This window comes from Novosphingobium umbonatum (assembly GCF_004005905.1).
GTDB classification, from domain to species: Bacteria; Pseudomonadota; Alphaproteobacteria; order Sphingomonadales; family Sphingomonadaceae; genus Novosphingobium; species Novosphingobium umbonatum.
This window is the reverse complement of sequence record NZ_SACO01000005.1, coordinates 155,242-178,516: the sequence shown is the minus strand read 5'-3', so window position 1 is coordinate 178,516 and position 23,275 is coordinate 155,242. Positions and strand designations below refer to the sequence as shown.

The 23,275-nt window shown below is 63.0% G+C and carries 19 protein-coding genes; 7 read left to right on the top strand and 12 right to left on the bottom strand.

The window, feature by feature from the left end:
- Nucleotides 1-90: 90 nt before the first annotated feature.
- Nucleotides 91-1,161: a VOC family protein gene (locus EOE18_RS08960; protein WP_127708549.1), complete on the top strand. Its 1,071-nt coding sequence runs from the start codon at nucleotides 91-93 to the stop codon at nucleotides 1,159-1,161.
- A 232-nt stretch (nucleotides 1,162-1,393) separates the two neighbouring features.
- Here EOE18_RS08960 and EOE18_RS08955 read toward each other — a convergent pair whose 3' ends face one another.
- Genes EOE18_RS08955 through hisD form a run of 5 tightly spaced genes read right to left on the bottom strand, consistent with a single transcriptional unit; the run spans nucleotide 1,394 to nucleotide 5,353 of the window.
- Nucleotides 1,394-1,687, bottom strand: coding sequence for a putative quinol monooxygenase (locus tag EOE18_RS08955; protein ID WP_127708546.1), 294 nt, complete (start codon nucleotides 1,685-1,687; stop codon nucleotides 1,394-1,396).
- Complete coding sequence (locus EOE18_RS08950) at nucleotides 1,684-2,091, bottom strand: VOC family protein (RefSeq protein WP_127708544.1); 408 nt, start codon at nucleotides 2,089-2,091, stop codon at nucleotides 1,684-1,686. Before EOE18_RS08950 ends, EOE18_RS08955 begins: the two co-directional genes overlap by 4 nt.
- Complete coding sequence (locus tag EOE18_RS08945) at nucleotides 2,091-3,242, bottom strand: alpha/beta hydrolase (protein WP_127708541.1); 1,152 nt, start codon at nucleotides 3,240-3,242, stop codon at nucleotides 2,091-2,093. Before EOE18_RS08945 ends, EOE18_RS08950 begins: the two co-directional genes overlap by 1 nt.
- An 11-nt stretch (nucleotides 3,243-3,253) precedes the next feature.
- Nucleotides 3,254-4,018, bottom strand: coding sequence for an SDR family NAD(P)-dependent oxidoreductase (locus tag EOE18_RS08940; protein WP_127708538.1), 765 nt, complete (start codon nucleotides 4,016-4,018; stop codon nucleotides 3,254-3,256).
- 3 nt (nucleotides 4,019-4,021) lie between these two features.
- Nucleotides 4,022-5,353 carry a histidinol dehydrogenase gene (gene hisD, locus EOE18_RS08935; RefSeq protein ID WP_127708535.1) on the bottom strand — a complete coding sequence of 444 codons (1,332 nt, stop codon included), beginning with the start codon at nucleotides 5,351-5,353 and terminating at the stop codon, nucleotides 4,022-4,024.
- Nucleotides 5,354-5,520: 167 nt separating this feature from the next.
- On the opposite strand from hisD, the gene EOE18_RS08930 reads away from it, so the two are divergent.
- Genes EOE18_RS08930 through EOE18_RS08920 form a run of 3 tightly spaced genes read left to right on the top strand, consistent with a single transcriptional unit; the run spans nucleotide 5,521 to nucleotide 7,720 of the window.
- A complete protein-coding gene (locus EOE18_RS08930) occupies nucleotides 5,521-6,465 on the top strand; it encodes a fumarylacetoacetate hydrolase family protein (RefSeq protein ID WP_127708532.1) in 945 nt (314 codons plus the stop codon).
- Nucleotides 6,462-6,974 (top strand): cupin domain-containing protein, encoded by a 513-nt coding sequence (locus EOE18_RS08925; RefSeq protein WP_127708529.1) that lies wholly within the window; start codon nucleotides 6,462-6,464, stop codon nucleotides 6,972-6,974. Before EOE18_RS08930 ends, EOE18_RS08925 begins: the two co-directional genes overlap by 4 nt.
- Nucleotides 6,971-7,720, top strand: a complete 750-nt coding sequence (locus EOE18_RS08920) for an SDR family NAD(P)-dependent oxidoreductase (RefSeq protein ID WP_127708526.1) — start codon at nucleotides 6,971-6,973, stop codon at nucleotides 7,718-7,720. Before EOE18_RS08925 ends, EOE18_RS08920 begins: the two co-directional genes overlap by 4 nt.
- Nucleotide 7,721: 1 nt before the next feature.
- Here the strand turns inward: EOE18_RS08920 and EOE18_RS08915 are convergent, their stop codons facing one another.
- The 3 genes from EOE18_RS08915 to alr all read right to left on the bottom strand — a co-directional run bounded on the left by EOE18_RS08915 (nucleotide 7,722) and on the right by alr (nucleotide 10,871).
- Complete coding sequence (locus EOE18_RS08915) at nucleotides 7,722-8,435, bottom strand: SDR family NAD(P)-dependent oxidoreductase (protein ID WP_127708523.1); 714 nt, start codon at nucleotides 8,433-8,435, stop codon at nucleotides 7,722-7,724.
- Complete coding sequence (locus tag EOE18_RS08910) at nucleotides 8,428-9,666, bottom strand: MFS transporter (RefSeq protein ID WP_246027345.1); 1,239 nt, start codon at nucleotides 9,664-9,666, stop codon at nucleotides 8,428-8,430. The genes EOE18_RS08915 and EOE18_RS08910 overlap by 8 nt, the downstream gene beginning before the upstream one ends.
- Nucleotides 9,667-9,743: 77 nt before the next feature.
- The gene (gene alr, locus EOE18_RS08905) at nucleotides 9,744-10,871 is read right to left on the bottom strand and encodes an alanine racemase (RefSeq protein WP_246027344.1); all 1,128 of its coding nucleotides are present in this window, start codon (nucleotides 10,869-10,871) and stop codon (nucleotides 9,744-9,746) included.
- 163 nt (nucleotides 10,872-11,034) lie between these two features.
- On the opposite strand from alr, the gene EOE18_RS08900 reads away from it, so the two are divergent.
- The 3 genes from EOE18_RS08900 to EOE18_RS08890 are packed head-to-tail and all read left to right on the top strand — an operon-like array spanning nucleotide 11,035 to nucleotide 17,773.
- Nucleotides 11,035-14,385 carry a transglutaminase family protein gene (locus EOE18_RS08900; protein WP_127708517.1) on the top strand — a complete coding sequence of 1,117 codons (3,351 nt, stop codon included), beginning with the start codon at nucleotides 11,035-11,037 and terminating at the stop codon, nucleotides 14,383-14,385.
- Between the two features lie 14 nt (nucleotides 14,386-14,399).
- Nucleotides 14,400-16,880, top strand: coding sequence for a circularly permuted type 2 ATP-grasp protein (locus EOE18_RS08895; protein WP_127708514.1), 2,481 nt, complete (start codon nucleotides 14,400-14,402; stop codon nucleotides 16,878-16,880).
- A gap of 8 nt (nucleotides 16,881-16,888) precedes the next feature.
- On the top strand, nucleotides 16,889-17,773 hold the full coding sequence (locus EOE18_RS08890) for a transglutaminase family protein (protein ID WP_127708511.1): 885 nt from the start codon (nucleotides 16,889-16,891) through the stop codon (nucleotides 17,771-17,773).
- Here the strand turns inward: EOE18_RS08890 and EOE18_RS08885 are convergent.
- The 4 genes from EOE18_RS08885 to EOE18_RS08870 all read right to left on the bottom strand — a co-directional run bounded on the left by EOE18_RS08885 (nucleotide 17,770) and on the right by EOE18_RS08870 (nucleotide 23,250).
- Complete coding sequence (locus tag EOE18_RS08885) at nucleotides 17,770-18,393, bottom strand: LysE family translocator (RefSeq protein WP_127708509.1); 624 nt, start codon at nucleotides 18,391-18,393, stop codon at nucleotides 17,770-17,772. The two genes, EOE18_RS08890 and EOE18_RS08885, sit on opposite strands and share 4 nt — an antisense overlap.
- Nucleotides 18,394-18,418: 25 nt before the next feature.
- Nucleotides 18,419-18,934 (bottom strand): DUF4337 family protein, encoded by a 516-nt coding sequence (locus EOE18_RS08880; protein WP_127708506.1) that lies wholly within the window; start codon nucleotides 18,932-18,934, stop codon nucleotides 18,419-18,421.
- The gene (locus EOE18_RS08875; protein ID WP_127708502.1) at nucleotides 18,934-20,301 is read right to left on the bottom strand and encodes a class II 3-deoxy-7-phosphoheptulonate synthase; all 1,368 of its coding nucleotides are present in this window, start codon (nucleotides 20,299-20,301) and stop codon (nucleotides 18,934-18,936) included. The genes EOE18_RS08880 and EOE18_RS08875 overlap by 1 nt, the downstream gene beginning before the upstream one ends.
- A 135-nt stretch (nucleotides 20,302-20,436) precedes the next feature.
- Nucleotides 20,437-23,250, bottom strand: a complete 2,814-nt coding sequence (locus EOE18_RS08870) for a M16 family metallopeptidase (RefSeq protein ID WP_246027343.1) — start codon at nucleotides 23,248-23,250, stop codon at nucleotides 20,437-20,439.
- Nucleotides 23,251-23,275: the final 25 nt, after the last annotated feature.

The following is a 23,275-nucleotide window of genomic DNA, read 5'->3' as shown; positions in this document are numbered from 1 at the left end:
TCGGCCCCGCCGATAGCTGGCATCCGATGCAATGCGTTTCTCCCCAAGGTTGCCGCCCCGCATAAGGGCCAAAACCTTGGGGAGATTTGTATGAGCATCTTGGGCGTAGAATCCGTCCTGTTCGGCGTGGATGATGTGGCGGAAAACGCCCGTTTCTGGACCGACTTTGGCCTGCCTGTCGAAAGCATCAGCGAAAGCGAGGCAGTGTTCCGGCTCGCATCGGGCAGCCGGTTGATCGTGCTGCCCCATGGCGACCCGCGCCTGCCCTCGCCTGATCCTTTTGCTGGCAACGGGGTGAAGGAAACGGTGTGGGGCGTGGATACGGCCGAAAATCTGGACCGCATCGCCGCAAGTCTGGCCAGCGAAGTGGCGGTAACGCGCGATGCCGACGGCACCGTGCATTGCACCTGCCCCGATGGCCAGCCCATCGCCCTGCGCGTATGGGCCAAACGGCCGTTCCATAGCGAGGCCTCGCCGGTCAACACGCCTGCCTCCTATCCCCGTTTCAACCAACACCGCATCTGGCGCCAGAAAGCCATCCCAAAGACCATCAACCATGTGGTGTTCTTCAGCCCCGATTATGTGGGCAGCTTTGAATTTTACGAACGCCACTTGGGCTTCCGCTATGTCGACCATAGCAAGGGCGTGGGCATCTTTGCCCGTGCGGGCGGCACGTTTGAACATCACTCGATCTTCTGGGTCAATTGCGACCTGCCCTTTGCGCCCGACACGTTTAAATTCATGCATATCGCCTTTGGCATGGACGATATTGACGAGGTGATGCTGGGCGCCAACCTGATGGCCGAAAAGGGTTGGAAGAACGAGAGCATGAACAGCAGCGGCGGCATTTCCCGCCACCGCATTTCCAGCGCGATCTATTATTATTGCGACATCCCCGGAAAAGGCGGCGAGGCCGAATATCACGCCGACACCGACTATCTGGACGACAATTGGGTGCCGCGCGCATGGGATTTCCGCTTTGGCTCGCTGCTGTGGTCAAACAATGCGCCGCCGATCTTCCGTGGGCCGGATATTCCGTGGGACATGCAGTTCGACGCCGACCGCAAGAGTTTCGAGCCCTATCGCAAGGCCAAGGCTGGCAAGGTGCCGGTGCTGGGCAAGCTGGCCGAGATTAGCGAAGAGGATGAGCACGCGATTTAAGGAGATAAGGGGTTGATGCGAGGGACTCGTCCCTCGCGCTCCCGTTAATGGGTTGCGGGTGGCCAGCATGGGCTGCGTGTTGGGGGAACCTCAAAAAAATTAAAGCCTGCGGCGCTCAATAAGATGCGCCGCAGGCTTTATCTATTTCCAGTACAGCCTATCTGACCGGTCACCAATTCATGGGATTGCAAAGGGATGAATCCCTTTGCCCGCCGGAGGCAAAAACTTCCGTTCAACCAATCACATTCCGCACATGCACCACCTTGGGCGGCTCGACAAAGAACGGCCCCGCCAGAGCGCGCCATTCCTGAAAATTCTGCGTCTCGCGGAAATCGACCATATGCGCCTCGACCGAAACCCAGCCGACGAGCAGGTGATAGACGCCCGGCTCCTCGATCACCTGTTGCAGCGCAAAGCTGGTGCAGCCCTTGTCGGCGCGGAAGAAAGGCTCGGCCTTGGCCACGGCGGCTTCGAAATCAGCGGCGCGGGCCGGGTCGATGGTCAGGCGGGCAATTTCAAAAATCATGCGTCAGGTTCCTCGACAAATTCGATCAGATTGCCCGCACAGTCGCGGATAAAGCACCCTTTGCCAAAGCTTTCGCGCACGACAAAGGCGATGTCCACCTGTTTGGCCTCCATCTCGGCCAGAAAGAGTTCCAGATCCTCGACACGGAAGGCCACATGCTTGTTGCCATGAGTGCGCAGGTCTGCGGGCGGAGAACGGCGATCCTCGGGCAGAGCGGCAGCGCCCTCCACCTCGAAAATCTCGAAACGCAGCGGGCCTTTGCGCAGCATGGCAGTGTGGCTTTTGGCCGCCGCGATATAGAACCGCTTCTCCACCTCGAAACCCAGCACGCGGCCATACCAGTCAATTGCCTCGTCCAACGAAGGCACCGAAACACCACCGTGGTGAAAGGTAAACTCGGCCATTAACCCATTTCCGCAAAAGTAGCCGCGCACCAATCGGCGATATAATCGCGCATGCCGGTGCCATTGTCAGCCCCGCAATGCTCCACCTCGAAATCCGCCTTGGTGAACATACGCAGGTGGCGCTTCGGGCTGTTCACCGCCTGATCATAGGACAGATGGGCGTTGAAAGCGGGGATCTGGCGGTCATTCTCCCCATGGGTGACCAGGAAGGGCACCTTGATCTTTTCCACCTGCCCGTTGAGCGTGATCTGGTCGGCATAATCGAGGAAGGCATCGCGGTCGGTCATGCCGAAAACCCAGAGCACATGATCCCAGTAATGCGGTACGGGATTTTCGCCCTCATTGGCCACACGCTGGCGCTGGCGCTCGCCCCACACATGGTTGGCGCCCATCACCGCGCATAGAGCATAGCGCGGATCATTGGCGGCAATGCGCGGTGCATGATAGCCGCCAAAGGACAGGCCGAAGATGCCGATCTTGTCATGCTGCACATCGCTGCGCGTCAACAGATAGTCGAACGCAGGGCTACCCCAGCGCTCGGCATCATAGACGGCGGGCAGATTGCGCTTGCGGATCGCCTCACCCGTACCGGGCTGGTCAAGGAACAGGGTGTTCATCCCCCGCTCCAGATTAGACAGGCCATGGCCCGCCATATTGACCTGTTCCTTCATGGAATCCAGACCATTGACCGACACCAACGTGGGGCGCGGCGTGCCGCTGCCATCATGCACGAAGATGGCCGTATAGGCGCTGCCCTCATAGGGAATCTCGACCTTGTCCACATGCAGCCCGCGCAAGGCCGAACCCTTGTGGTACAGTTCCAACCCCTTGTCATAGGCGGCCCAGCGCGGGGCATAATCGCGGCTCTGCATGCGTTCGGCGGCCAGATAATAGCCCGATGCGCGCAGATATTTGGTGCCTGCCGACAGGGTAAAGCCCTCGGCCAGATCGGCATCGGCGTTTTTGGTCACCTGATCGGCCACCGCGATCCAGCTATCAAACATCAACGCGGAACCGGCATCGGCCCCCGCCTTGGCCGCCTCGCGGATCGGACGGCAGGCCTCGTCAATCTCGCCATGGTTGCCGCCGCAAACCAGCGCCAGATTGGTGGCCAAATTCCACACATAATTACCGGGAAAGGGTTCAAACATTTGCTTATCCTTTAATCCGCCGTCCACCCGCCATCGACGAGCAGGCTGGTTCCGGTGATGAGGGCCGATGCGTCACAGGCGAGGAAGGTGATGGCGCCCATCAGGTCCTCCACTTGCCCCAAACGGCCCAGCTTGATCTTGGCCAGCACGCTGTCGAGGAAGCTCTGGTCCTCGAAAAAGGGCTTGGTCATCGGCGTTTCGATGAAAGTGGGGGCGATCGTGTTCGACCTGATACCATGGGGCGCAAGATCCAGCGCAAAGGCCTTGTTCATGCCCTCCAGCGCCCATTTGCTGGCGCAATAAAGGCTGCGGCGCGGGCCGCCCACATGGCCCATCTGCGAACCCATATGGATCAGGCTGCCCTTGACGCCCTCACGCAGCATCGCCTTCACGCCATGTTGCGCGACAAAGAAGGCCGATTTGACATTGAGGTCGAGGACCGCGTCATAATCCTCCTCGCTCACCTCCCACAAAGGCTTGGGCCGGTTGGTGCCCGCATTGTTCACCAGCACATGAAACGCAGGCCGCGCGGCGAAGAAAGCCTCCACCGCGCGCAAATCGCCCACATCCAGCACGGCGGCCTCGGCCAGCCCGCCCTCGGCACGGATCGCGGCGGCGCCCGCCTCGATCTCGCCCGCAGAACGCGCCACCAGCGTCACCGCTGCGCCCGCCTGCGCCAGCGCGGCGGCGGCGGCAAGGCCAATGCCCCGCCCCGCCCCCGTCACCAGCGCCCGCCTGCCATCCAGCCTGAAGGCTGGCGTTTGCGGCAGGGCCATGGCTCAGGCCACCGTCAATTCGCTGGGCGTGGCCTGCCCCGCATAGGGCACATCGCGGTGGCCATAGCGGCGCACGCGGATATTGGCCTGCTCGCCATGGCCGGCAAAACCTTCCAGCGCACAAAGGCGGCTGCAATATTCGCCCACCAAGGCCGAGGCCTCGTCGGTGATGACGCGCTGATAGGTGCAGGTTTTCAGGAACTTGCCAACCCACAGGCCCCCCGTGTAACGCGCCGCCTTCTTGGTGGGCAAAGTGTGGTTGGTGCCGATCACCTTGTCGCCAAAGCTGACATTGGTGCGCGCGCCAAGGAACAGCGCGCCGTAATTGGTCATGTTCTGCAGGAAATAATCGGGGTCCTGCGTCATCACCTGCACGTGCTCACTGGCGATGTCATCGGCGATTTTCACCATTTCCTCATAGCTTTCCGCCACGATCACCTCGCCAAACGTCTCCCACGCCTTGCGCGCATGGTCGGCCGTGGGCAGGATTTCCAGCAGGCGCTCGATTTCCTGCATCGTAGCGCGGGCGAATTTCTCCGAATTGGTTAGCAGCACGCCAGGGCTGTCCGGCCCATGCTCGACCTGACCCAGAATATCGGTGGCGGCCATTTCGGGGTCGCAGCCGATTTCATCAGCGATGATCAGCGTTTCGGTGGGGCCTGCAAACAGGTCGATCCCCACGCGGCCAAACAGCTGGCGCTTGGCCTCGGCCACAAAGGCATTGCCGGGGCCGACCAGAATATCGACCGGATCAATGGTCTGCGTGCCAATGGCCATGGCGCCAATCGCCTGAATCCCGCCCAAAGCATAGATTGCATCGGCCCCCGCCATGGCTTGCGCCGCCACGATGGCGCGGGCGGGCTTGCCCTGAAACGGCGGAGCGCAGGTGATCACGCGGGGCACGCCTGCCACCTTGGCGGTGATGACCGACATATGCGCGCTGGCCAGCAGCGGATATTTGCCGCCGGGCACATAGCAACCGGCATTCTGGATCGGCAGATTCTTGTGACCAAGCACCACGCCGGGCATGGTCTCGACTTCCACATCCTTCATGCTATCACGCTGGATCTGCGCGAAATTGCGAACCTGCGCTTGCGCGAATTCGATGTCCTTGCGCTCTTGTGCGCTCAAAGACTCCACCGCCTGGTCGATCTCCGCCTGCGAAAGGCGGTAATCCTCGCGGTCCCAATTGTCGAATTTGATGCTCATCTCGCGCAGGGCAGCATCCCCGCGCTTTTCAATATCCGCCAGCGCCGCTTCCACAATATCGCGGACCTTGCGATCAGCCTCCGCCTTCGCTTCCGCAGCCGCGCCGCGCTTGAGCCATTGCGCCATGTTTTATTCTCCCGATAGAATGCCTGATTTTCCTTGTCTCTGGCATGGGGGCATGGCGCGGACCATCGCATCTTATCGATGCATGCCTATCGACCAAAAGCCTTTGCCCAAGGCGCGCGCGATACTTAGCAAGGCATAGAAACAGGATAGAATGGGAGAATATTGCAATGCGTCTGGCCACTCTGGATGATGGCAGCAAGGATGGCTGCCTGATCGTGGTCTCGCCCGATGGCGGTTCCTATGCGCCCGCCCCCGTCGCCAATTTGCAGGCCGCTCTGGAGGATTGGGACGCCATCGCGCCCCGATTGGCCGCCATTAACGCCTTCCCGCATGCGCTGGATGCAAACCGCCTGCTGGCTCCCCTGCCCCGCGCATGGCAATGGCTCGATGGCTCGGTCTACCCCAGCCATGGTGCCTTGATGGACAAGGTGCTGGGCGTTGCCCCCGAAAAGCCGCCTTTCCCGCAAATGTATCAGGGCGTTTCCGACACATTCCACGCCCCCCGCGCCGATGTGCCCATGGCCGATGAAGCGCTGGGCATCGATTTTGAAGGCGAGTTCGGCATCATCACCAAGGCCGTACCGATGGGCACGCCCGCCAGCGAAGCAGGCGCCTATATCGCGCTGGTGGTGCAGATCAACGACTGGTCTCTGCGCAAGCTGGCCGGACCGGAAATGAAAACCGGTTTTGGCTGGATTCAGGCCAAGCCCCCCTGCGGCATGGCCCCCTTTGCCATCACGCCCGATGAATTGGGCGAATATTGGCGCAATTTCCGCCCCGCCCTGCATCTAAACGTGCAATGGAATGGCGCGCCATTCGGGAACGCCTATGGCGAACCAATGGCCTATGGCTTCCACGAGCTGGTCGCCCATGCCGCGCGCACCCGCCATCTGGTGGCAGGCACGGTGATCGGTTCGGGCACCGTCTCCAACGAAACCTACCGCGAGGTCGGCTCCTCCTGCATTGCCGAAAGGCGCGGGATCGAGATGGTCGATTATGGCGCCCCGCGCACCGAATTCATGAGCTATGGCGACAGCGTGCGGATGGAAGCCCGCCTGCCCGATGGCAGCGCCCCCTTTGGCGTTTTGGAACAAAAGGTAGTAAAAGCATGAGCGAGATGACCGATTCCGGCCTCCCCCCCGTCCAGCGCGTGGTGACCGGCCATGACGCCAATGGCCGCGCCATTTTCAAATCCGAAGATGAAACGCCCACCAGGCTGATCCCTTCGGGCGATGCGGCCATGTTGCTGGTATGGACCACCGCCACCGTGCCCGCCGACAATAATGACGAAACCGATGGCCGCGAACGCGAAGCGGGCGTGACGCTGGAAGGCGGATCGGTCATCCGCATTGTTGATATGCTGCCGGGCAAGGAAAGCCCGATGCATCGCACCAACAGCATCGATTACGGCATCGTGCTGGAAGGCGAGATCGAGCTGGAACTGGACGATGGGGCCAAGCGCACCGTGCGTCAGGGCGGGATCATCGTGCAGCGCGGGACAATCCATCTGTGGCGCAATACCACCGACAAGGTTTGCCGCATCGCCTTCATCCTGATCGAGGCACCGGCCTATCTGCATAATGGCCAGCCTCTGGTCGAAGACCGGCCTGAACATAAATGATGTTCTCTTTGCAGGGCCGCCGCGCGCTGATCACCGGATCGACGCGCGGCATCGGGCGCGCCATGGCCGAGGCGATGATCGCGGCGGGCGCGCAGGTGGTCATCTCCAGCGAGAATGAGGCCGACACTGCCGCAGCCGCTGCCGAACTGGGCCAAACGGGCATCGCCTGCGATGTGCGCGATGATGATGCTCTGGCCGCTTTGGTGTCGGGCACGGTGGAGGCGCTGGGCGGGCTGGATATTCTGGTCTGCAATGCGGGCATTACCGGCAAGGCGGGGCCCTTTGCCAGCATCGACATGGGCGATTACGCGCAGGTCATGGCGATCAACCTGCGTTCCCAAGTGGTGCTGGCCAATCTGGCCGCGCCGCATCTGGCGCAAAGGCAGGGCTGCGGCATTTTCATCGCCAGCCTGTCTGGCCTGCGCGGTAATGGCGCCATCAACGCCTATGCGCTGGCCAAGGCGGGCGTGGCGCAATTGGCGCGCAATCTGGCGGTGGAATGGGGGCCAAAGGGCGTGCGCGCCAATGCCATCTCCCCCGGCTTCATCGCCACCGAACTCTCCGCGCCCTTGCTGGCCAACGAGGCCTTCATGGCGCGGCGCATGACGATGACACCTTTGCGGCGCCCAGGCACGCCGCAGGAAGTGGCGGGCGCGGCGGTGTTTCTGGCCAGCGCGGCGGGCGGCTTTGTCACCGGCCATAATCTGGTGGTCGACGGCGGCACGCTGATTACCGACGGCTCTTAAATCACCAAGCCGTAGCGCCAGCATCCACCGCGATGTTGGCGCCGGTGACATAGCGGGCCTCGTCGCTGGCCAGCCACGTTGCGGCATGGGCAATATCCGATGGCTCGCCCAGCATTTTCAGCATATTCTTGGCCAGCACCTTGTCCTTGAATGCGGGATCGGCGGCCAGATGGGCGCGGGTTGCCTCTGTCTGGATAAAGCCGGGCGCGATCGTGTTGGCGCGTATGCCATGGGGCGCGCCCTCCATCGCCAATTGCCGCGTCATGGCCAAAACCCCGCCCTTGCCCGCGCAATGGGCCAAGGCGGGCGATCCTTCCAGCGCATGGGCGGCATTGGCGCTGGCAAAATTGACAATCGCCGCCCGCCCGCTGGCTTTCAGCCATCCCCAAGCCGCGCGCGTGGGCAGGAAGACAATATCCAGCTCGCCGGTCAAAGTGCGCTTCCACTGGGCATAGGTCATATCCTCGATCCATGCGAAAGTGGCAAAGGCCGCCGCATTGACCAGAATATCGATCCGCCCGAATTCCGCCCCCAGCATGGCGAACAAATGTTCGACCGCCGCCTCGTCCGTCAGATCGCAGTCGCAATCCGCGCCTTTCAGGTCGACGCCGATCACCCGCGCGCCCTGTCGCCGGAATTCCGCCGCGCATCCCGCGCCAATGCCATGGGCCGCGCCGGTCACTACGGCGATTTTTCCAGCCAACCGATCACCCATGCAGCGCCACCGTTCCGGCACCGGCCACAGGCCCGCCGCCACGCTTCATCAGCCCCAGCAAAGCCCCCAAAGCGCCCAGACCGGCCGCCGCCGACAGCAGGCCAAAGGCCCCCGACAAGCCGCCCAGATAGGTGCCCGAAAAAGTCACCACCACAGGGCACAGGAACTGGCCCAGCGAGAAGGCCCCCGTCCACATGCCCGCCGCACGGCTGCGGATGTCAAAAGGCAGTCCGTCCATCGCCCAGACCAGCAATGTGGGCAGCAACATGCCCGCGCCAAACTGGTTGATGAAACAGCCGCCAAGGAATGGCAGCCGCGCCCCCGCCTTACTCATCAGCAAGAAACCAAGCGTCAACAGGCCAAATTCCACCAGCAGCAGCCACGCCACGCGCACCCGCCCCACCCGCGAGTAGGCAAAGGTGCCCAGCGGCACCCCAATGCTGGCCAGCGAGGTAAGAAAGCCGATTTCGCCCGGATCGCGCAGGCCCAGCAAGGCCAGACCCTGCCCCGCCTGTATCTGTACCGTATAGAACAGCACCGAGCCATAGATGGTGATGGCAATGATCCCCGCCATGCGGCCCCAAGGGAAACCGGCCCAGCCACCATGGTGGGGCGCATGCTCGGCTTCATCTGCCGCGCAATCCTCCGCCGGTTCCCATGTAAAGGCCAGCACCAGCCCCAGCATCACCAGCGCCACGCCATAGACCCAGAAGGGCGCGCGCCAGCCAAAGCGGCCCAATTGCCCGCCAAGGTTGAAAAACAGCAGCGCCGACATCGAGGCAAATGCCGTCTGCCCCGCCAGCCATTTATCCCGCGCCGCACCTTTGAAATAATCGCCGATCATCGTGGTGGTCAGCACCATGATCAAGGCCTCGGCCACACCCACGCCCACGCGACTGATAATAATGGCCACCAGATCGGTCAGGAACACCGGCGCCACGCCCACCACGCCATAGGCCACCAAAGCGGCAATCAACAACCTGCGCCGCCCGAACCAATCCCCCAACATCCCCGCCACCGGCGAGAAGACCGCCACGCAAAGCGCGGGCACGGTCAGGATCATCGGCACCCAATATTCATGCCCCGCCACGCCCGAAAATTCCTGCAACAATGAAGGCAGAATCGGCGCCAGCAGCACAATCGCCATGGTGGACAAGGTGATGGGGATCAGCAGGGAAAGGCCGGTCATGAAACCGGGCTGATGATGGCGGCGCAAACTTGTGTCTCCCATAGCTGGCCGCTTGTTGCGGTCCTGATGCCACTAGCTAAACCGCCAGCCGCATCCGTGCTATGGCAAACCGTCGATGCCTATCTATCGACCGCCGAGATACATCCGCCTTTATAGACCCGCTGATAACGATGGCCCAATTGGGTCAGCAATTCATAGGCAATCGTGCCCGCCTCCTGCGCCACGGCTTCAATCGAGCGATGCGGGCCGATGATCTCCACCAGATCGCCTTCCGCCAAGGCGCCTGCGTGCAGCGCGGAAATATCCACTACCGTCACGTCCATCGACACGCGGCCCACAATCGGCAGCACATGCCCCCGCGCCCATGCCGCGCCACGGTTGGACAGGCTGCGCGGGAAACCATCGGCATAGCCAATGCTCAAAGTCGCAAGGCGGGTGGGCTTGGCCGCCTGCCAGCTATGGCCATAGCCCACCGGCGTTCCGGCGGAAATCTCGCGCGTCTGCACCACGCGGGCCTGCAATTGCACCACGGGGGCAAAGGGCTCGCCCCTGCCATCGGCGGGTTCCGCGCCATAAAGCGCAAGGCCGGGCCGCACCAGATCGCCATGGAAAGCCGCCCCCAGCAAAGCCCCGCCCGAATTGGCAAAACAGCGCGGCACATCGGGGAAGCCTTGCGCCAAGGCGGCAAAGGCCTTGGCCTGATCGGCATTGGCCTGATGGTCCGGCTCGTCCGAACAGGCCAGATGGCTCATCACCGCCACCAGCGGCACCGCGCGGCGGAAAGCCTCGTCCTGCGCCAGAGGCAACACTTCATCAGGCGCCAGCCCATGCCGCGCCATGCCGGTATCCACCTGCAACAGCGCAGGCAAGACCCGCCCCAACCGCTCGGCCTGCGCCTGCCAGCGCTGCGCCTGTCCCACAGAGTTGAGCACCGGCGTAATGCCCATGGCCGCCGCCGCAGCCTCGCCCCCCGCATGCAGGCCGTTGAGCACCGCCAGCAAGGCATCATCAGGCACCAAATCGCGGATCTTCTCGGCCTCACTCTGATGCGCGACAAAGAAATGCTGACAACCCGCCGCCACCAGCACCGGCACCACCTGCGCCGCGCCCAGCCCGTAAGCATCGGCCTTCACCACCGCCGCCGCGCTGGCCGGAGCCACCTCGCGCGCGATCCGCCGCCAATTGGCCACCACCGCGTCCAGATCGATGGTCAAAACCGCAGGCGCGGCAGGTTGGACTTCAAACACGCGGGAAACACCTCTTGAACATTCCCTGCCCTGCTGAACCAAGCGCGGCATTTGCGCAAGACTTGGCTTAGCCGGACGGGACGCTCGCTTTTTAGCGTAAAGCGCGCCCGTACAAAGCCTTTTCATATTGCGGCGCAACAGGCTTTCGCGCACACTCCCCTTTATGATCACAGCCGGCCTGCACCACCTCACCCGCTATCGTTACAGCAAGAAGGTCCGTTTGGGGCCGCAAGTGATAAGGCTGAGGCCAGCGCCGCATAGCCGCACCGAAATCCCCAATTACTCGCTGAAAATCAGTCCGGAAAACCATTTCCTCAACTGGCAGCAAGACCCGCATGGCAATTGGCTGGCCCGCATCGTCTTTCCCGATCCGGTGGACCATTTCAGCATAGAGGTCGATTTGCTGGCCGATATGGTGGTCATCAACCCGTTTGACTTCTTTGTCGAAGATTACGCCGAAACCGTCCCCTTCACCTATGATGAGGCGCTGAAGGAAGATCTGGCCGCTTATTTCGAGGTCGAACCACAGGGACCTTTGTTCGAGAAACTGTTCAAGCGTTTTGAAAAGACCGAATCCCGCACGGTCGATTTCCTCGTCGACGTCAACCGCGCGGTCTATGAGGCGGTCAATTATGTGATCCGCATGGAACCGGGGGTGCAAGAACCGGAGGAAACGCTGGAGATTGGCTCTGGCTCCTGCCGCGATTCGGCATGGCTGCTGGTCCATCTGCTGCGCCGCCTTGGCTTTGCCGCGCGTTTCGTGTCGGGCTATTCGATCCAACTCACCCCCGATGTGGTGCCGGTGGAAGGGCCCAAGGGCGTATCCCAGGACGTTTGCGACCTGCACGCATGGGCCGAGGCCTTTGTACCGGGCGCAGGCTGGATCGCGATGGATGCAACCAGCGGCATGTTGGCGGGCGAAGGGCATATTCCACTCTGCGCCACCCCGCATTACCGCTCCGCCGCGCCCATTTCCGGCCTTGCCGAACCGGCAGAGGTCGATTTCGAATTCGCCATGAACGTCCACCGCATCCATGAAGCGGTGCGCATCACCAAGCCTTTCACCGATGACCGCTGGGAAGCGGTGCTGGCGCTGGGCGACAAGGTGGAGGCCGATATTGTGGCGCAGGATATGCGCCTGACTTTGGGCGGCGAACCCACCTTCATTGCCGATGGCGATTTTGAAGCGCCAGAATGGAACAGCGATGCGGTTGGCCCCACCAAGGCCGCCTATGCCGACCGGTTGATCCGCCGCTTGCGTGACAAATTCGCGCCCGGTTCCCTGCTGCATCACGGACAGGGCAAATGGTATCCGGGAGAAAGCCTGCCGCGCTGGGGCTATTCGATCTATTGGCGCAAGGATGGTGTGCCGGTCTGGCGCGATGACAGCCTGATCGCGGGCGAGCGCCTGCCCGATGAGCCGCCCCCCGCTCCGGTGGCACCCAAGGCGGACGAGGCGCTGCTGCGCGAACTGGCGATCACTTTGGGCGTTGACCCCGATTTTGTGCAGCCGGTCTATGAAGATGCGGTGGACTGGATCGTGCGCGAGGCGCAATTGCCCGACAATGTAGCCCCCGACGATCCAAAGCTGGATGATCCCGAGGAACGCGCCCGCTTCATGCGTACCTTCCAGCGGGGGCTGAACAAGCCGGTGGGCTATGTCCTGCCCATCCAGCGTTGGTGGCAAAGCGCGCAGCAACCCTTGCCGCGCTGGCGATCGGAACGGTGGCGGTCGCGGCGCGGGGCGCTTTATGCCGTGCCGGGCGACAGCGTGCTGGGCTATCGCCTGCCGCTTGGCTCGCTGCCCTATGTCAGCGCCTCGGCCTATCCTTTCATCAACGCGCAGGACACCGCCGAGGAACGCGCGCCCTTGCCCGATTTTTACGGCCTTGCCGGCGAACGCGAGGCGGCCACCCGCACCCATGGTGCTTTTCAGCGCGTATCCGAAGGGATGTCCAACCCCGGCTATGTACCGCAAGTGGCCATCGAGGGCGTCGTTCGCACGGCCGTCACGATCGAGAGCAAGGGCGACCATCTTTGTGTCTTCATCCCGCCGGTGGAAAAGCTGGAGGATTACCTCGATCTGGTCGCCTCGATCGAGCGGGTGGCCGAGGATGTGCGCCTGCCGATCCGGATCGAGGGCTATCCCCCGCCGCCCGACCCGCGCCTGACGGTGTTGAAAATCACCCCCGATCCGGGCGTGATCGAGGTGAATATCCAGCCTGCACAAAATTGGCGGGAATCGGTGGAGATCACCGAAACGCTCTATGAAGTCGCGCGCGAGGAAGGGCTGACCGCCGACCGCTTCATGGTCGATGGCCGCGCCGTGGGCACGGGCGGGGGCAACCATATTGTGCTGGGGGGCCCAAGCCTGCTCGACAGCCCCTTCATCCGCCGCCCCGATCTGCTCAAAAGCTTTGTGATCTATTGGCAGCGTCACCCTTCGCTGTCCTATCTCTTCTCCGGCCTGTGCATCGGGCCAACCAGCCAGAGCCCGCGTATCGACGAAGCGCGCCATGACGGACTGTATGAGCTGGAAATCGCGCTGGCGCAGGTTCCCGGGCCGGATCAGCCGCAGCCTCTGGCATGGGTGGTGGATCGCCTGTTCCGCAACCTGCTGGTGGATGTGACGGGCAACACCCATCGCACCGAAATCTGCATCGATAAATTGTTCAGCCCCGATGGCCCCACCGGCCGCCTTGGTCTGGTGGAATTCCGTGGCTTTGAAATGCCGCCAGAAGCGCGCATGAGTCTGGTGCAGCAGTTGCTGATCCGCGCGCTGGCCGCGTGGTTCTGGCGTCAGCCGCAGGATGGGCCTCTGGTGCGCTGGGGCACGCAATTGCATGACCGGTTTATGCTGGGTCATCATGTCTGGGCCGACTTCATGGATGTGCTGGGCGATCTGCGCGGCGCGGGCTATGATTTTGACCCTGTGTGGTTTGAAGCGCAGCGCCAGTTCCGCTTCCCCATCCATGGCACAACCGAGGGCGGCGGGGTTCAGCTGGAGATCTCCCACGCGCTGGAACCTTGGAACGTGCTGGGCGAGACGGGAGCGATTGGCGGCACGGTGCGCTATGTCGATAGCTCCACCGAAAGGTTGCAAGTCCGCGCCACCGGCCTTGTCGAAGGGCGCCATATCATCACCTGCAATGGCCGCCGCGTACCCATGCTGCCCACGGGCGTTTCGGGCGAAGGGGTGGGCGGCGTGCGGTACAAGGCGTGGTGGCCCGCCAATTGCCTGCATCCCATGCTGCCGCCCCATGCGCCGCTGACCTTTGACATTTACGACACATGGAACCACCGCTCGCTGGGCGGGGCGGTGTATGATGTGGCCCATCCGGGCGGGCGCAATTACGATACCGTGCCCATCAACGCCTATGAGGCCGAGGCCCGCCGCAAGGCGCGCTTTGCCGATATTGGCCATACGCCCGGCTATCAACCGATGCCCCCGCGCGAATATGCCGGTGAATTCCCCGCCACGCTGGACTTGCGCCGACCGGCCTGGCTGGACTAACTTTGGCTGACATTATGTCTGCCAAAACGCCCGCCAAGCCCCAGCCGGAAAACCGGCTGAAGGATTATCCTGTCGACGTGGAAGCGGGCGACCTGTTCCGTCATGCCAGCCCCGATGTGGCGGAAAAATGGGTGGCTATGGCGGGTGGCCTGCTGGGTCTGGCGCAGGAATCGGGCTTGTCCGCTCAGGAACTGGTGTCACGCCAGATCACCGAACTGGGCATGAGTTTCCGCATGACCGGCGATGTGGAGGAGCGCCCATGGCCGCTGACCCCCATGCCGCTGCTGATCGGGGCTGCCGAATGGGCCAAGGTGGAAGCGGGGCTGATCCAGCGGGCGGAACTGCTCGAAGCCTTGGTGGCGGACATTTACGGCCCGCAAAAGCTGGTGCGCGAGGGCGATCTGCCCGCAGCTGTCGTGGCTGGCAGCCGCTATTTCACCCGCGCCATGGTCGGGCGGGAACGGAAAGAGCCTTACCTCCACGTCTATGCCGTGGACTTGGCACGCGGGCCGCATGGGCAATGGCGCGTGCTGAGCGACCGGCTGCGTCTGGCCAATGGCGTGGGCTATGCGTTAGAAAACCGGCTTGCGCTCTCGCGCGGAACGGGCGCTTTGCTGTCCGATATTCACGCCCGCCGTCTGGCGCAATTCTTCGGCCAATTGCGCGGGGGCCTTGCCGCAGGGTGCCAGCGCGAGGCCCCGCGCATCGCGCTGATGACGCCGGGGCGGTTCAACCAGTCCTATCCCGAACAGGCCCATCTGGCGCGCTATCTGGGCTTTCCGCTGGTGGAAGGCCGCGATCTGGCGGTGATTGACGACCGGCTCTATGTGCGCACCATTGCCGGTCCCAAAAGGGTGGACGCGCTATGGCGCTGGATCGACACCAATTCGCTCGATCCGCTGGCCTTTGATGCCCGCTCCACCATTGGCGTGCCCGATCTGTTTGACAGTTGGTCGGGCGGCAATCTGGCGCTGGCCAATGCGCCGGGGGTGGAAGTGGTGGAGGCCCCCGCCTTTGCCGCCTTCATCCCGCGCCTGTTCCGCGAATTGCTGGATGAAGAGCCTTTGCTGCCCAATGTGGCCACATGGTGGTGCGGGCAGGATGCCGAGCGAGATCTGGTGCGCGACAGGCTGGAACGGCTGATGATCGCACCCGCCTTTGGGGAAAAGGTCGATGGTCTGGCCAGCCGAAGCCCCACCCCCGGCGCACGCCTGTCGACCAAGGAACGCGAAAACCTGTTCATCGCGATGGCGCGGCGCCCGATGGATTATGTCGGGCAAGAGATCATCCAGCTATCGACCACGCCAGTGCTGGTGGGCGATGCGTTTGAACCGCGCGCCTTTACCCTGCGCGCTTTTGTGGCGCGCGGGGCGGATGGGCAATGGGTGGTGATGCCCGGTGGCTTTGCCCGCCTGTCCTCTTCAGGCGAGATGGCCAGCACCTTGATGGGCGAAGGCGATGTATCCGCCGATGTCTGCGTGGTGGATGACGCGCGCGAAAGCCGCTTTGGCGCGACCACCCTATCCGCCCCGCCCGCCATCCGGCGCGGGGGCGGCATTCTGGCGGCGCAGGCGGCGGATAATCTGTTCTGGTTTGGCCGCTATGGCGAAAGGGCAGAGCTGACCGTGCGCATGTTGCGCGCCATTCTGGGCAGCGGGATCGAAGTGGATGGCGGCGCGGTCAGTTCCCAACCCGTGCGCGACCGCTTGGTAACGCTGTTGATGGAATGGGGCGCGATCACGCCTGCCCAAGCTGCCCTGCCCGCGGCGCAAGCCTGCCGTGCGGCGCTGGGCGAGAAGGATATGCCTGGCGGTGTGGCGGCCCTGCTCGACACATTGCGGCGGGTGGGCCTGTCGCTGCGTGACCGTTTCGCGCCCGATTTCTGGCGCATTGCCAGCCGCCCCCTGCCCCCGCTCGATTCCCACCGCCCCGGCGCCTTGCTGCGCGTGGTGCGCGAATTGATCGAGCGTTTCTCGGCCATGTCCGGCCTTGGCGCCGAGGATATGATGCGCGGGCCAGCATGGTGCTTCCTCGATCTGGGGCGGCGCATCGAACGGGCGCTTTCCATCTGCCGCATCATCCGCCAATTGGGCGATGTGGGCGAGGAAGCGGACCGGCTGAGCCTGTTGCTCGACCTGTTTGACAGCCAGATCACCTATCGCTCGCGCTATCTGGCGGCGCCTTTGCGCGATCCGGTCTATGATCTGCTGCTGCTCGACCCGGATAATCCGCGCAGCCTTGCCTATCAGACTTTAGCGATCGAACGCGCGGTGGCCGCTTTGCCCGCCTTGGGCGAGGATGCCCTGCCCGAAGCGCCCCTGCGCGAGGCCCGCGCTCTGGCCGCGCCTTTGGCCAGCATGACGGTGCAGGAGGTGGATGGCGACTTGCTGAACCGGATGGAGGCGCGGTTGCTGTCTTTGTCGGATTCGCTCTCGGCCCGCTACTTCCTGCAATTTGAACGCACCGCGCCCGAACGCTCCAGCGTGCTGGGATAGGAAGCCTCATGCGCTATCGCATCCGCCATCAAACCAGCCTGACCTATGCGGGCCAAGTGCGCCTTGCCCGCCTGAACCTGCGCCTGCGGCCTGTGCCATGGCCGGGGCAAAGGCTGGAGCAATTCCTGCTGAGCGTAACCCCCACACCGGCCGAGATCGAAACCGGCAACGGGCCTTGGCTGGTGGAGCGGCACCGGATTACCCTGCGCGAGGGCTTGTCGCATTTGACCATCGAGAGCCGGATGGTGATCGAGGTGGAGGATGCCCCCTCGCTCGGCCTTGATCTGGCCGAAGCCCCCAGCCTTGATGCGGTGCGCGCCGCGGCGCTGGCCCTGCCCGATCTGTCGGCGCTGGGTCCGGCCAGCTATCTCTATGCCTCGCCCATGGCCGCGCCCGATGCCGATATTGCGCAATGGGCCGCGCCTTTGCTGGAGGATTGCGCCAGCGTGGTGGAGGCCGGCAAGACGCTGATGAGCGCGATCTTTGCCCAGTTCACCTATGATGGCAGCGCCACCAATGTGACCACCACGCCAGCGCAGGCCTTCGCCGCCAAGCGCGGCGTATGTCAGGATTTCGCGCAAGTGATGATTGTGGCCGCCCGCGCCCATGGCCTGCCCGCCGCCTATATCAGTGGCTATTTGCGCACCCGTCCGCCCGAGGGGCAGCCAAGGTTGGTAGGCGCGGATGCCATGCATGCATGGGTGGCGCTATGGTGCGGCGAAAATCTGGGCTGGGTAGGATTTGACCCCACCAATGATATGTTGGCGCAGGCCGACCATATTGTGATCGGCATGGGCCGCGATTATGCCGATGTGGCGCCGGTGGATGGCGTATTCCTTGGCGGCGGCGGGCAAAGCCTTGGCGTATCGGTGGATGTGGAGCCGCTGGATTAACGCGACTTCAGCAACAGCGCGCCAAATCCCACGAAGACCCCGCCGGTGATGCGGTTAAACAGGCGCTTGGCCGAAGGCTGCTCCAGCCAGCTGGCCAAACCACGCCCGCCCAGCGCATAGGTGAAATACCATGTGGTTTCGATCACCGCGAAAGTGGCGACCATGATGGCAAATTGCGGCAATTTGGGCAGGTTGGGATCGATGAATTGCGGCAGGAATGCCGCCACAAACAGCAAGGCCTTGGGGTTGGACAAGGCAATGGCAAAGCCCCCGCGATAGATGGCAAAGGGCGAGAGCTTGGGGTTAATCACCTCGGCCTCGGCGCTGCTTTCCTCCACCGGCGCGCGCCATGCCTTGATGCCCAAATACACCAGATAGGCCGTGCCGACATAGCGCAGCACATCAAACGCGCCGGGCAAAGCCATCAGGATCGCGGTCAGGCCAAGCGCGCTGGCCCCCATCATCACCACCAGCGCGCTCATGCAACCGGCCATGGCGGGGAAGCTGCGGCGCAGGCCCAGTTCGACGCTGCGGCTCATGATATGCAACATATTGGGGCCGGGCGTTGCCGAAACGAAAAACACCGCCACCGCAAACAACAGCCATTGATGCAAAGACATGCGCCCAACCCCTTTATGCCAAAATTCAGGCGGTCAGTAGCACGCCCACCACCGCCGCCAATACGCCACTTAGCGCCAAAGCACCGCCCAGCCAGACCAGCACCCGCCCGCCCAGCATTTGCGCAAAGGCCAGCAACAGAAGCGCCAAAACCACGCCGGTTTCGCCCAGCCCCAGCCAGCCCGAGCGATCCGCCGCCGCCTCGGCCTGCGCGCGCAATTGCTTCACACGGGCTTCCAGCTCGTCAATGCCCGCGCTGCGCATCCCCTGCCCGCCGACCGAACCCTGACGCAGGCGCTGCACTTGCGCCAGGGAATCGCTGCGCACATCGGCATCCAGCCCGCCCTGATTGGCATGGGCGATGAGCACCGTTTCGCGCGCGCTCATGCTCTGCACCATCGTGTTGGCGTCAGAAGCCGCCATCGATGCCTGCAGGCTTTCGCGCTGCGCCGCCACCGTGCCCAGATGCAGAATGACCAGCAAAACCGCCAGCCCCGCCACCATCAGCGGCAGGCGGGGCGCCTTGGTCGCTTGCTGCTCCATCAGCCCTTGCTACGCTCCTGCGCCTCGGCGTTCAGCTCCTCGGCCAGCAGGAATGCCAGCTCGATCGACTGCGCACCATTGAGACGCGGGTCGCAATGGGTGTGGTAACGGTCGGCCAGCGCGGCATCGGTAATGTCGATCAAGCCGCCGGTGCATTCGGTCACATTCTTGCCGGTCATCTCGATATGGATGCCGCCCGCATGGGTGCCCTCGGCGCGATGCACGGCAAAGAAGTCGCGCACTTCCTTCAAGATACGCTCGAAGGGGCGCGTCTTGTAGCCGCTGTCGGCCTTGATCACATTGCCATGCATCGGGTCGGACGACCACACCACCGGATGACCTTCGGCCTGCACGGCGCGGATCAGCTTGGGCAGATGGGCTTCCACCTTGTCATGGCCGAAACGGGCGATCAGCGTGATGCGGCCAGCTTCCCGCGCAGGGTTCAACTGGTCCAGCAGGCGGATCAGCAGTTCAGGGTCCAGCGAAGGCCCGCATTTTACACCAATCGGATTGCCCACCCCGCGCAGGAATTCGACATGGGCCGAATTGTCAAAGCGGGTGCGGTCGCCAATCCACAGCATATGGGCCGAGCAATCATACCAGTCGCCGGTCAGCGAATCCTGACGGGTCAGCGCCTGCTCATAAGGCAGCAGCAGCGCTTCATGGCTGGTGTAGAAATTGGTGCCCTGCAATTGCGGCACGCTCTGCGGGTCCACGCCGCAAGCGGCCATGAAGTCCAGCGCCTCGCCGATCTTGTCGGCCAATCCGCTGAAACGCTCGCCCCAGGGGTTGTGGTCCAGATGCTCCAGCGTCCATTTGTGGACCTGACGCAGATTGGCATAGCCACCGCTGGCAAAGGCGCGCAGCAGGTTGAGCGTCGAGGCCGACTGGCCATAGGCCTGCAACATGCGCTGGGGATCATTGCGGCGCGATTCCGGCGTGAAATCGCTGCCGTTGATAATGTCGCCGAAATAGCTGGGCAGTTCCAGATCGCCCTGCTTTTCGGTGGGCGCGCTGCGCGGCTTGGCGAACTGGCCTGCAATGCGGCCCACCTTCACCACCGGCTGCTTGCTGGCAAAAGTCAGCACAACGGCCATTTGCAGCAACACGCGGAACGTGTCGCGGATGGCATTGGGATGGAATTCGGCAAAGCTTTCCGCGCAATCGCCGCCCTGCAGCAGGAAGCCCTCGCCAGCGGCCACCTTGGCCAGATCGGCCTTCAGCGCGCGGGCTTCACCGGCAAACACCAGCGGGGGAAACTTGCCCAGCGTCTGCTCCACCCGGCCGAGTTCCTCGGCGTCTTGATAGACAGGAAGATGCCGCGCTTCGCAGTTCTTCCAGCTTTCGGGGGTCCAGTTGCTTGCCACTTTAATTGCCTTCCCATTATGCCGCGTTTCGCACGGCTCCATCTATAGGAGCCGTGCAGATAGCGACTGATGGACAGGAATCAAAGGGCGCGTTTGCAATTACTGTGATCGAAAAGCGGTTACATAGGCTTTTTATCAGTCCGCCTTGGCCGTTTTGCCCTTTGCCTCGGGCAGAACCTGCAGGCGGAAGGCGCGATCGGCCTGCAACCAATGGCGGGCCAAAGCCTGCAATTGCTCCGGCGTGACCTTGGTATAATCCTCCAGCAAACCGCGCGGCAATTTATAGCGGGCGCTATCCTGCGTGCCGCCTTCGACCAGCCCCATGAAGAAACCGGTGGCGGTGGAGGCCCGCGCAATCTGTTGGCGCAAAGGCTCGATCACCAGTGCCAACTCATCCGCGCCCACCGGCTTTGCGGCCAGATCAGCGGCAATGGCATCGGCGGTGGCAAAGAATTGCGGCACCATGTCCGGCTGCATCTGGGCCATGGCGGTAATCGTACCGCCATCGGGCACATCAATCGGCCAGTCTGCCGCCACTTGCGGCGCATAGGCGGCCCCTGCCTTTTCGCGCAGAGCCTCGAGCATGCGATTGGCAAAGATTTGCGACAGCACATCCAATTGGCGGCTCTCGCTCACCCCTGCCAGACCGCCCGAGGTGGGCCAGCTGATAACAGCGGCGGCCTGATTGGCGTCTCCGCGATGATAGCGCGACACCGGCTGCAGCGTGGGCGCGGCATTGGCGATAGAGCGGGACAGCACCTGCGGCGCAATCGGCGCACGCGGGGCAAGCGCGCCAAAGGTGGCCTTTAGCGCATCAATCCCCTTGGCGCGGTTGAAATCGCCATAGATCTGCACCTCGATTGGCCCCTGCGCCAAAATCGGCTCCCACATCTGGCGGAAACCTTCGGGCGTGGCCTTGGCCATTTGATCGGGCGTGGCCATGGCAAAGCGCGGATCATTGCCGCGTTGCAGGAAGCGCAGGTCGCGTTCCAGCACGCCACCGGGGCTGGAATTGAACGCTTCAAACTGGGTGCTGGCCGCCGCCTTTGCCCGCAAGACCGGCGCGGCATCCCAGCGCGGCATGGCGAATTTGGCGGCAAACAGGTAAAGCTGGTCGGCCAGATCCTCGTCGCGCGTATCGGCGGAGAATTGGAACACCCCATCCTCGATGCGGAATTCAAAGCCCATCTTGCGGCCATTGGAGATGCTCTCCAACTCCTCCTGCCCCAAGGGCCCCTCGCCCGAACTGACCAAAGCCATGCCGGCCAAGGCGGCATAGGCATTCTGCCCCGCCTCGATCGCGCGCCAGCCTGCGCCAAAGCGGACCTTCACCGTCACGCGCCCGGGATCATCCTTGGTTGGCCAGAGCTGCGCCTTAACCCCATTGGCAAAGGCCACTTCCTCAATGGCGAGCAGGCCGGTGGGCTTGACCTCCACCGGCTCCACCGGCTTTCCAATGGGCGGCAATTGGGCAAAGCTGATCGCCTTGGCCGAGGCGCGGGCGCGGGGATCGGGCACCACCTTCGCCGCCAGCGCCTTGCGAAGGGCATCGGAGGTCGCTTCCTTGTCCTGCGGCGTGATATACAGCCCGCGCAGCACCTTGCCCTCGAACAAGGCCTTGGCATGGTCATGCACCGCCTGCGGGGTGAACATGGGCAAAGACTTGCGGAAAATATCATGCACCACCGCAGGCGCGGCCACGGTTTCGTGAATATCCACCGCCTGCACCAGATCGTCGGCCAGCTTGCCGCCAGCCTGCAGCGCGCGCTGCTGCACCTGCGATTCAAAGATCACGTTGATCTCGGCCAGTTCGCGGGCGATTTCCTCCTCGCTGGGCGGGGCCTGCAACATATCGGCGATGATAGCGCGCACTTCGGTCAACGCCGCATCCCAGCGACCATCCAGCGGGGTGATGGTGACAAAGGTCCCCTCCACCGAACGCGCCTCGCTCTGTTGATCCACATGCGCCGACAGATAGGTCGCCCCCGACCGCGCCCGCGATTCCAACCGGCGGTTGACGATCATCTGCGCCACCTGATCCAGCATCAGCCCCTGATTATAGGCGACCGTATCCTGCTTTTCATGCCATGGACGCAACACGCCATAGAGCAGCGAGCGCGGCAGGCTGGGCTCGACCATCACCTGCGCATTGCCGACAGGGGCCAAGGGGTCATTGGCAGGCGGAGCCTTGGGCGCGCCAAAATCGGGGGCCGCCGTAATTGCCCCCTGCCCGCGCCAATCGCCGAACCAGCGCGTGATCAACGCCGCCATCAGGCGCGGATCAGCATCGCCCGCAATCACCACAACCGCATTTTCGGGCCGATACCAGCGCTGATGAAAGGCGCGGACGCTGGCCTCATGCGCGCCATTGATCGTCGCCTCGCTGCCAATCGTCGCATGGTCGGCCAAGGGCTGCCCCTCGGCCATCAGCTTGCGCATGGCCAGCATCAGCCGTTCCGACGTGCCGCCCCGCTCGCGCTTTTCGGCCAGCACAATCGGCGCCTCGGTGCGAATATCGCTTTCCGACAAGGTGGGCGCGATCACCATGCCCGACAGCAATTTCATGCTTTCATCAAGGCTGGCGTCACTGGCATTGGGCAGGTCGATCTTGAACGTCGTGGCGGTGGCGGTGGTTTCGGCATTGGTATCGCTGCCAAAACTGGCGCCCAGCCTTTGCCATGTGGGAATCGCCTGAGATTCGCCCAGATATTTCGACTGACGGAACACCAAATGCTCGATCAGATGGGCAAAGCCTGCCTCTTCGGGCTTTTCATGCATCGCGCCCGCGTCGATCCGCACGCGGATGGAAACCTGTCCCGGCGGCACCTGATTATACCGCACCGCCCAGCGCAAGCCATTGGGCAGCGTGCCAAAATACCATTCACGGTCATGGGGAACATCGCTGCCCTTATACAACCAAGGCGCATCCTGCTTGGGCAGTGGAGGCAAGCTGTTGGCAATATGGGACTTTTCC

Coding starts and splice junctions, on each gene's coding strand:
- EOE18_RS08900 (WP_127708517.1), top strand. CDS start 11,035: ATGATCACAGCCGGCCTGCACCACCTCACCCGCTATCGTTACAGCAAG.
- EOE18_RS08960 (WP_127708549.1), top strand. CDS start 91: ATGAGCATCTTGGGCGTAGAATCCGTCCTGTTCGGCGTGGATGATGTG.
- EOE18_RS08880 (WP_127708506.1), bottom strand. CDS start 18,934: ATGGAGCAGCAAGCGACCAAGGCGCCCCGCCTGCCGCTGATGGTGGCG.
- EOE18_RS08885 (WP_127708509.1), bottom strand. CDS start 18,393: ATGTCTTTGCATCAATGGCTGTTGTTTGCGGTGGCGGTGTTTTTCGTT.
- EOE18_RS08910 (WP_246027345.1), bottom strand. CDS start 9,666: ATGGGAGACACAAGTTTGCGCCGCCATCATCAGCCCGGTTTCATGACC.
- EOE18_RS08950 (WP_127708544.1), bottom strand. CDS start 2,091: ATGGCCGAGTTTACCTTTCACCACGGTGGTGTTTCGGTGCCTTCGTTG.
- EOE18_RS08915 (WP_127708523.1), bottom strand. CDS start 8,435: ATGGGTGATCGGTTGGCTGGAAAAATCGCCGTAGTGACCGGCGCGGCC.
- EOE18_RS08925 (WP_127708529.1), top strand. CDS start 6,462: ATGAGCGAGATGACCGATTCCGGCCTCCCCCCCGTCCAGCGCGTGGTG.
- EOE18_RS08945 (WP_127708541.1), bottom strand. CDS start 3,242: ATGTTTGAACCCTTTCCCGGTAATTATGTGTGGAATTTGGCCACCAAT.
- EOE18_RS08930 (WP_127708532.1), top strand. CDS start 5,521: ATGCGTCTGGCCACTCTGGATGATGGCAGCAAGGATGGCTGCCTGATC.
- EOE18_RS08955 (WP_127708546.1), bottom strand. CDS start 1,687: ATGATTTTTGAAATTGCCCGCCTGACCATCGACCCGGCCCGCGCCGCT.
- EOE18_RS08890 (WP_127708511.1), top strand. CDS start 16,889: ATGCGCTATCGCATCCGCCATCAAACCAGCCTGACCTATGCGGGCCAA.
- EOE18_RS08940 (WP_127708538.1), bottom strand. CDS start 4,018: ATGGCCCTGCCGCAAACGCCAGCCTTCAGGCTGGATGGCAGGCGGGCG.
- EOE18_RS08920 (WP_127708526.1), top strand. CDS start 6,971: ATGATGTTCTCTTTGCAGGGCCGCCGCGCGCTGATCACCGGATCGACG.
- EOE18_RS08895 (WP_127708514.1), top strand. CDS start 14,400: ATGTCTGCCAAAACGCCCGCCAAGCCCCAGCCGGAAAACCGGCTGAAG.
- hisD (WP_127708535.1), bottom strand. CDS start 5,353: ATGGCGCAATGGCTCAAGCGCGGCGCGGCTGCGGAAGCGAAGGCGGAG.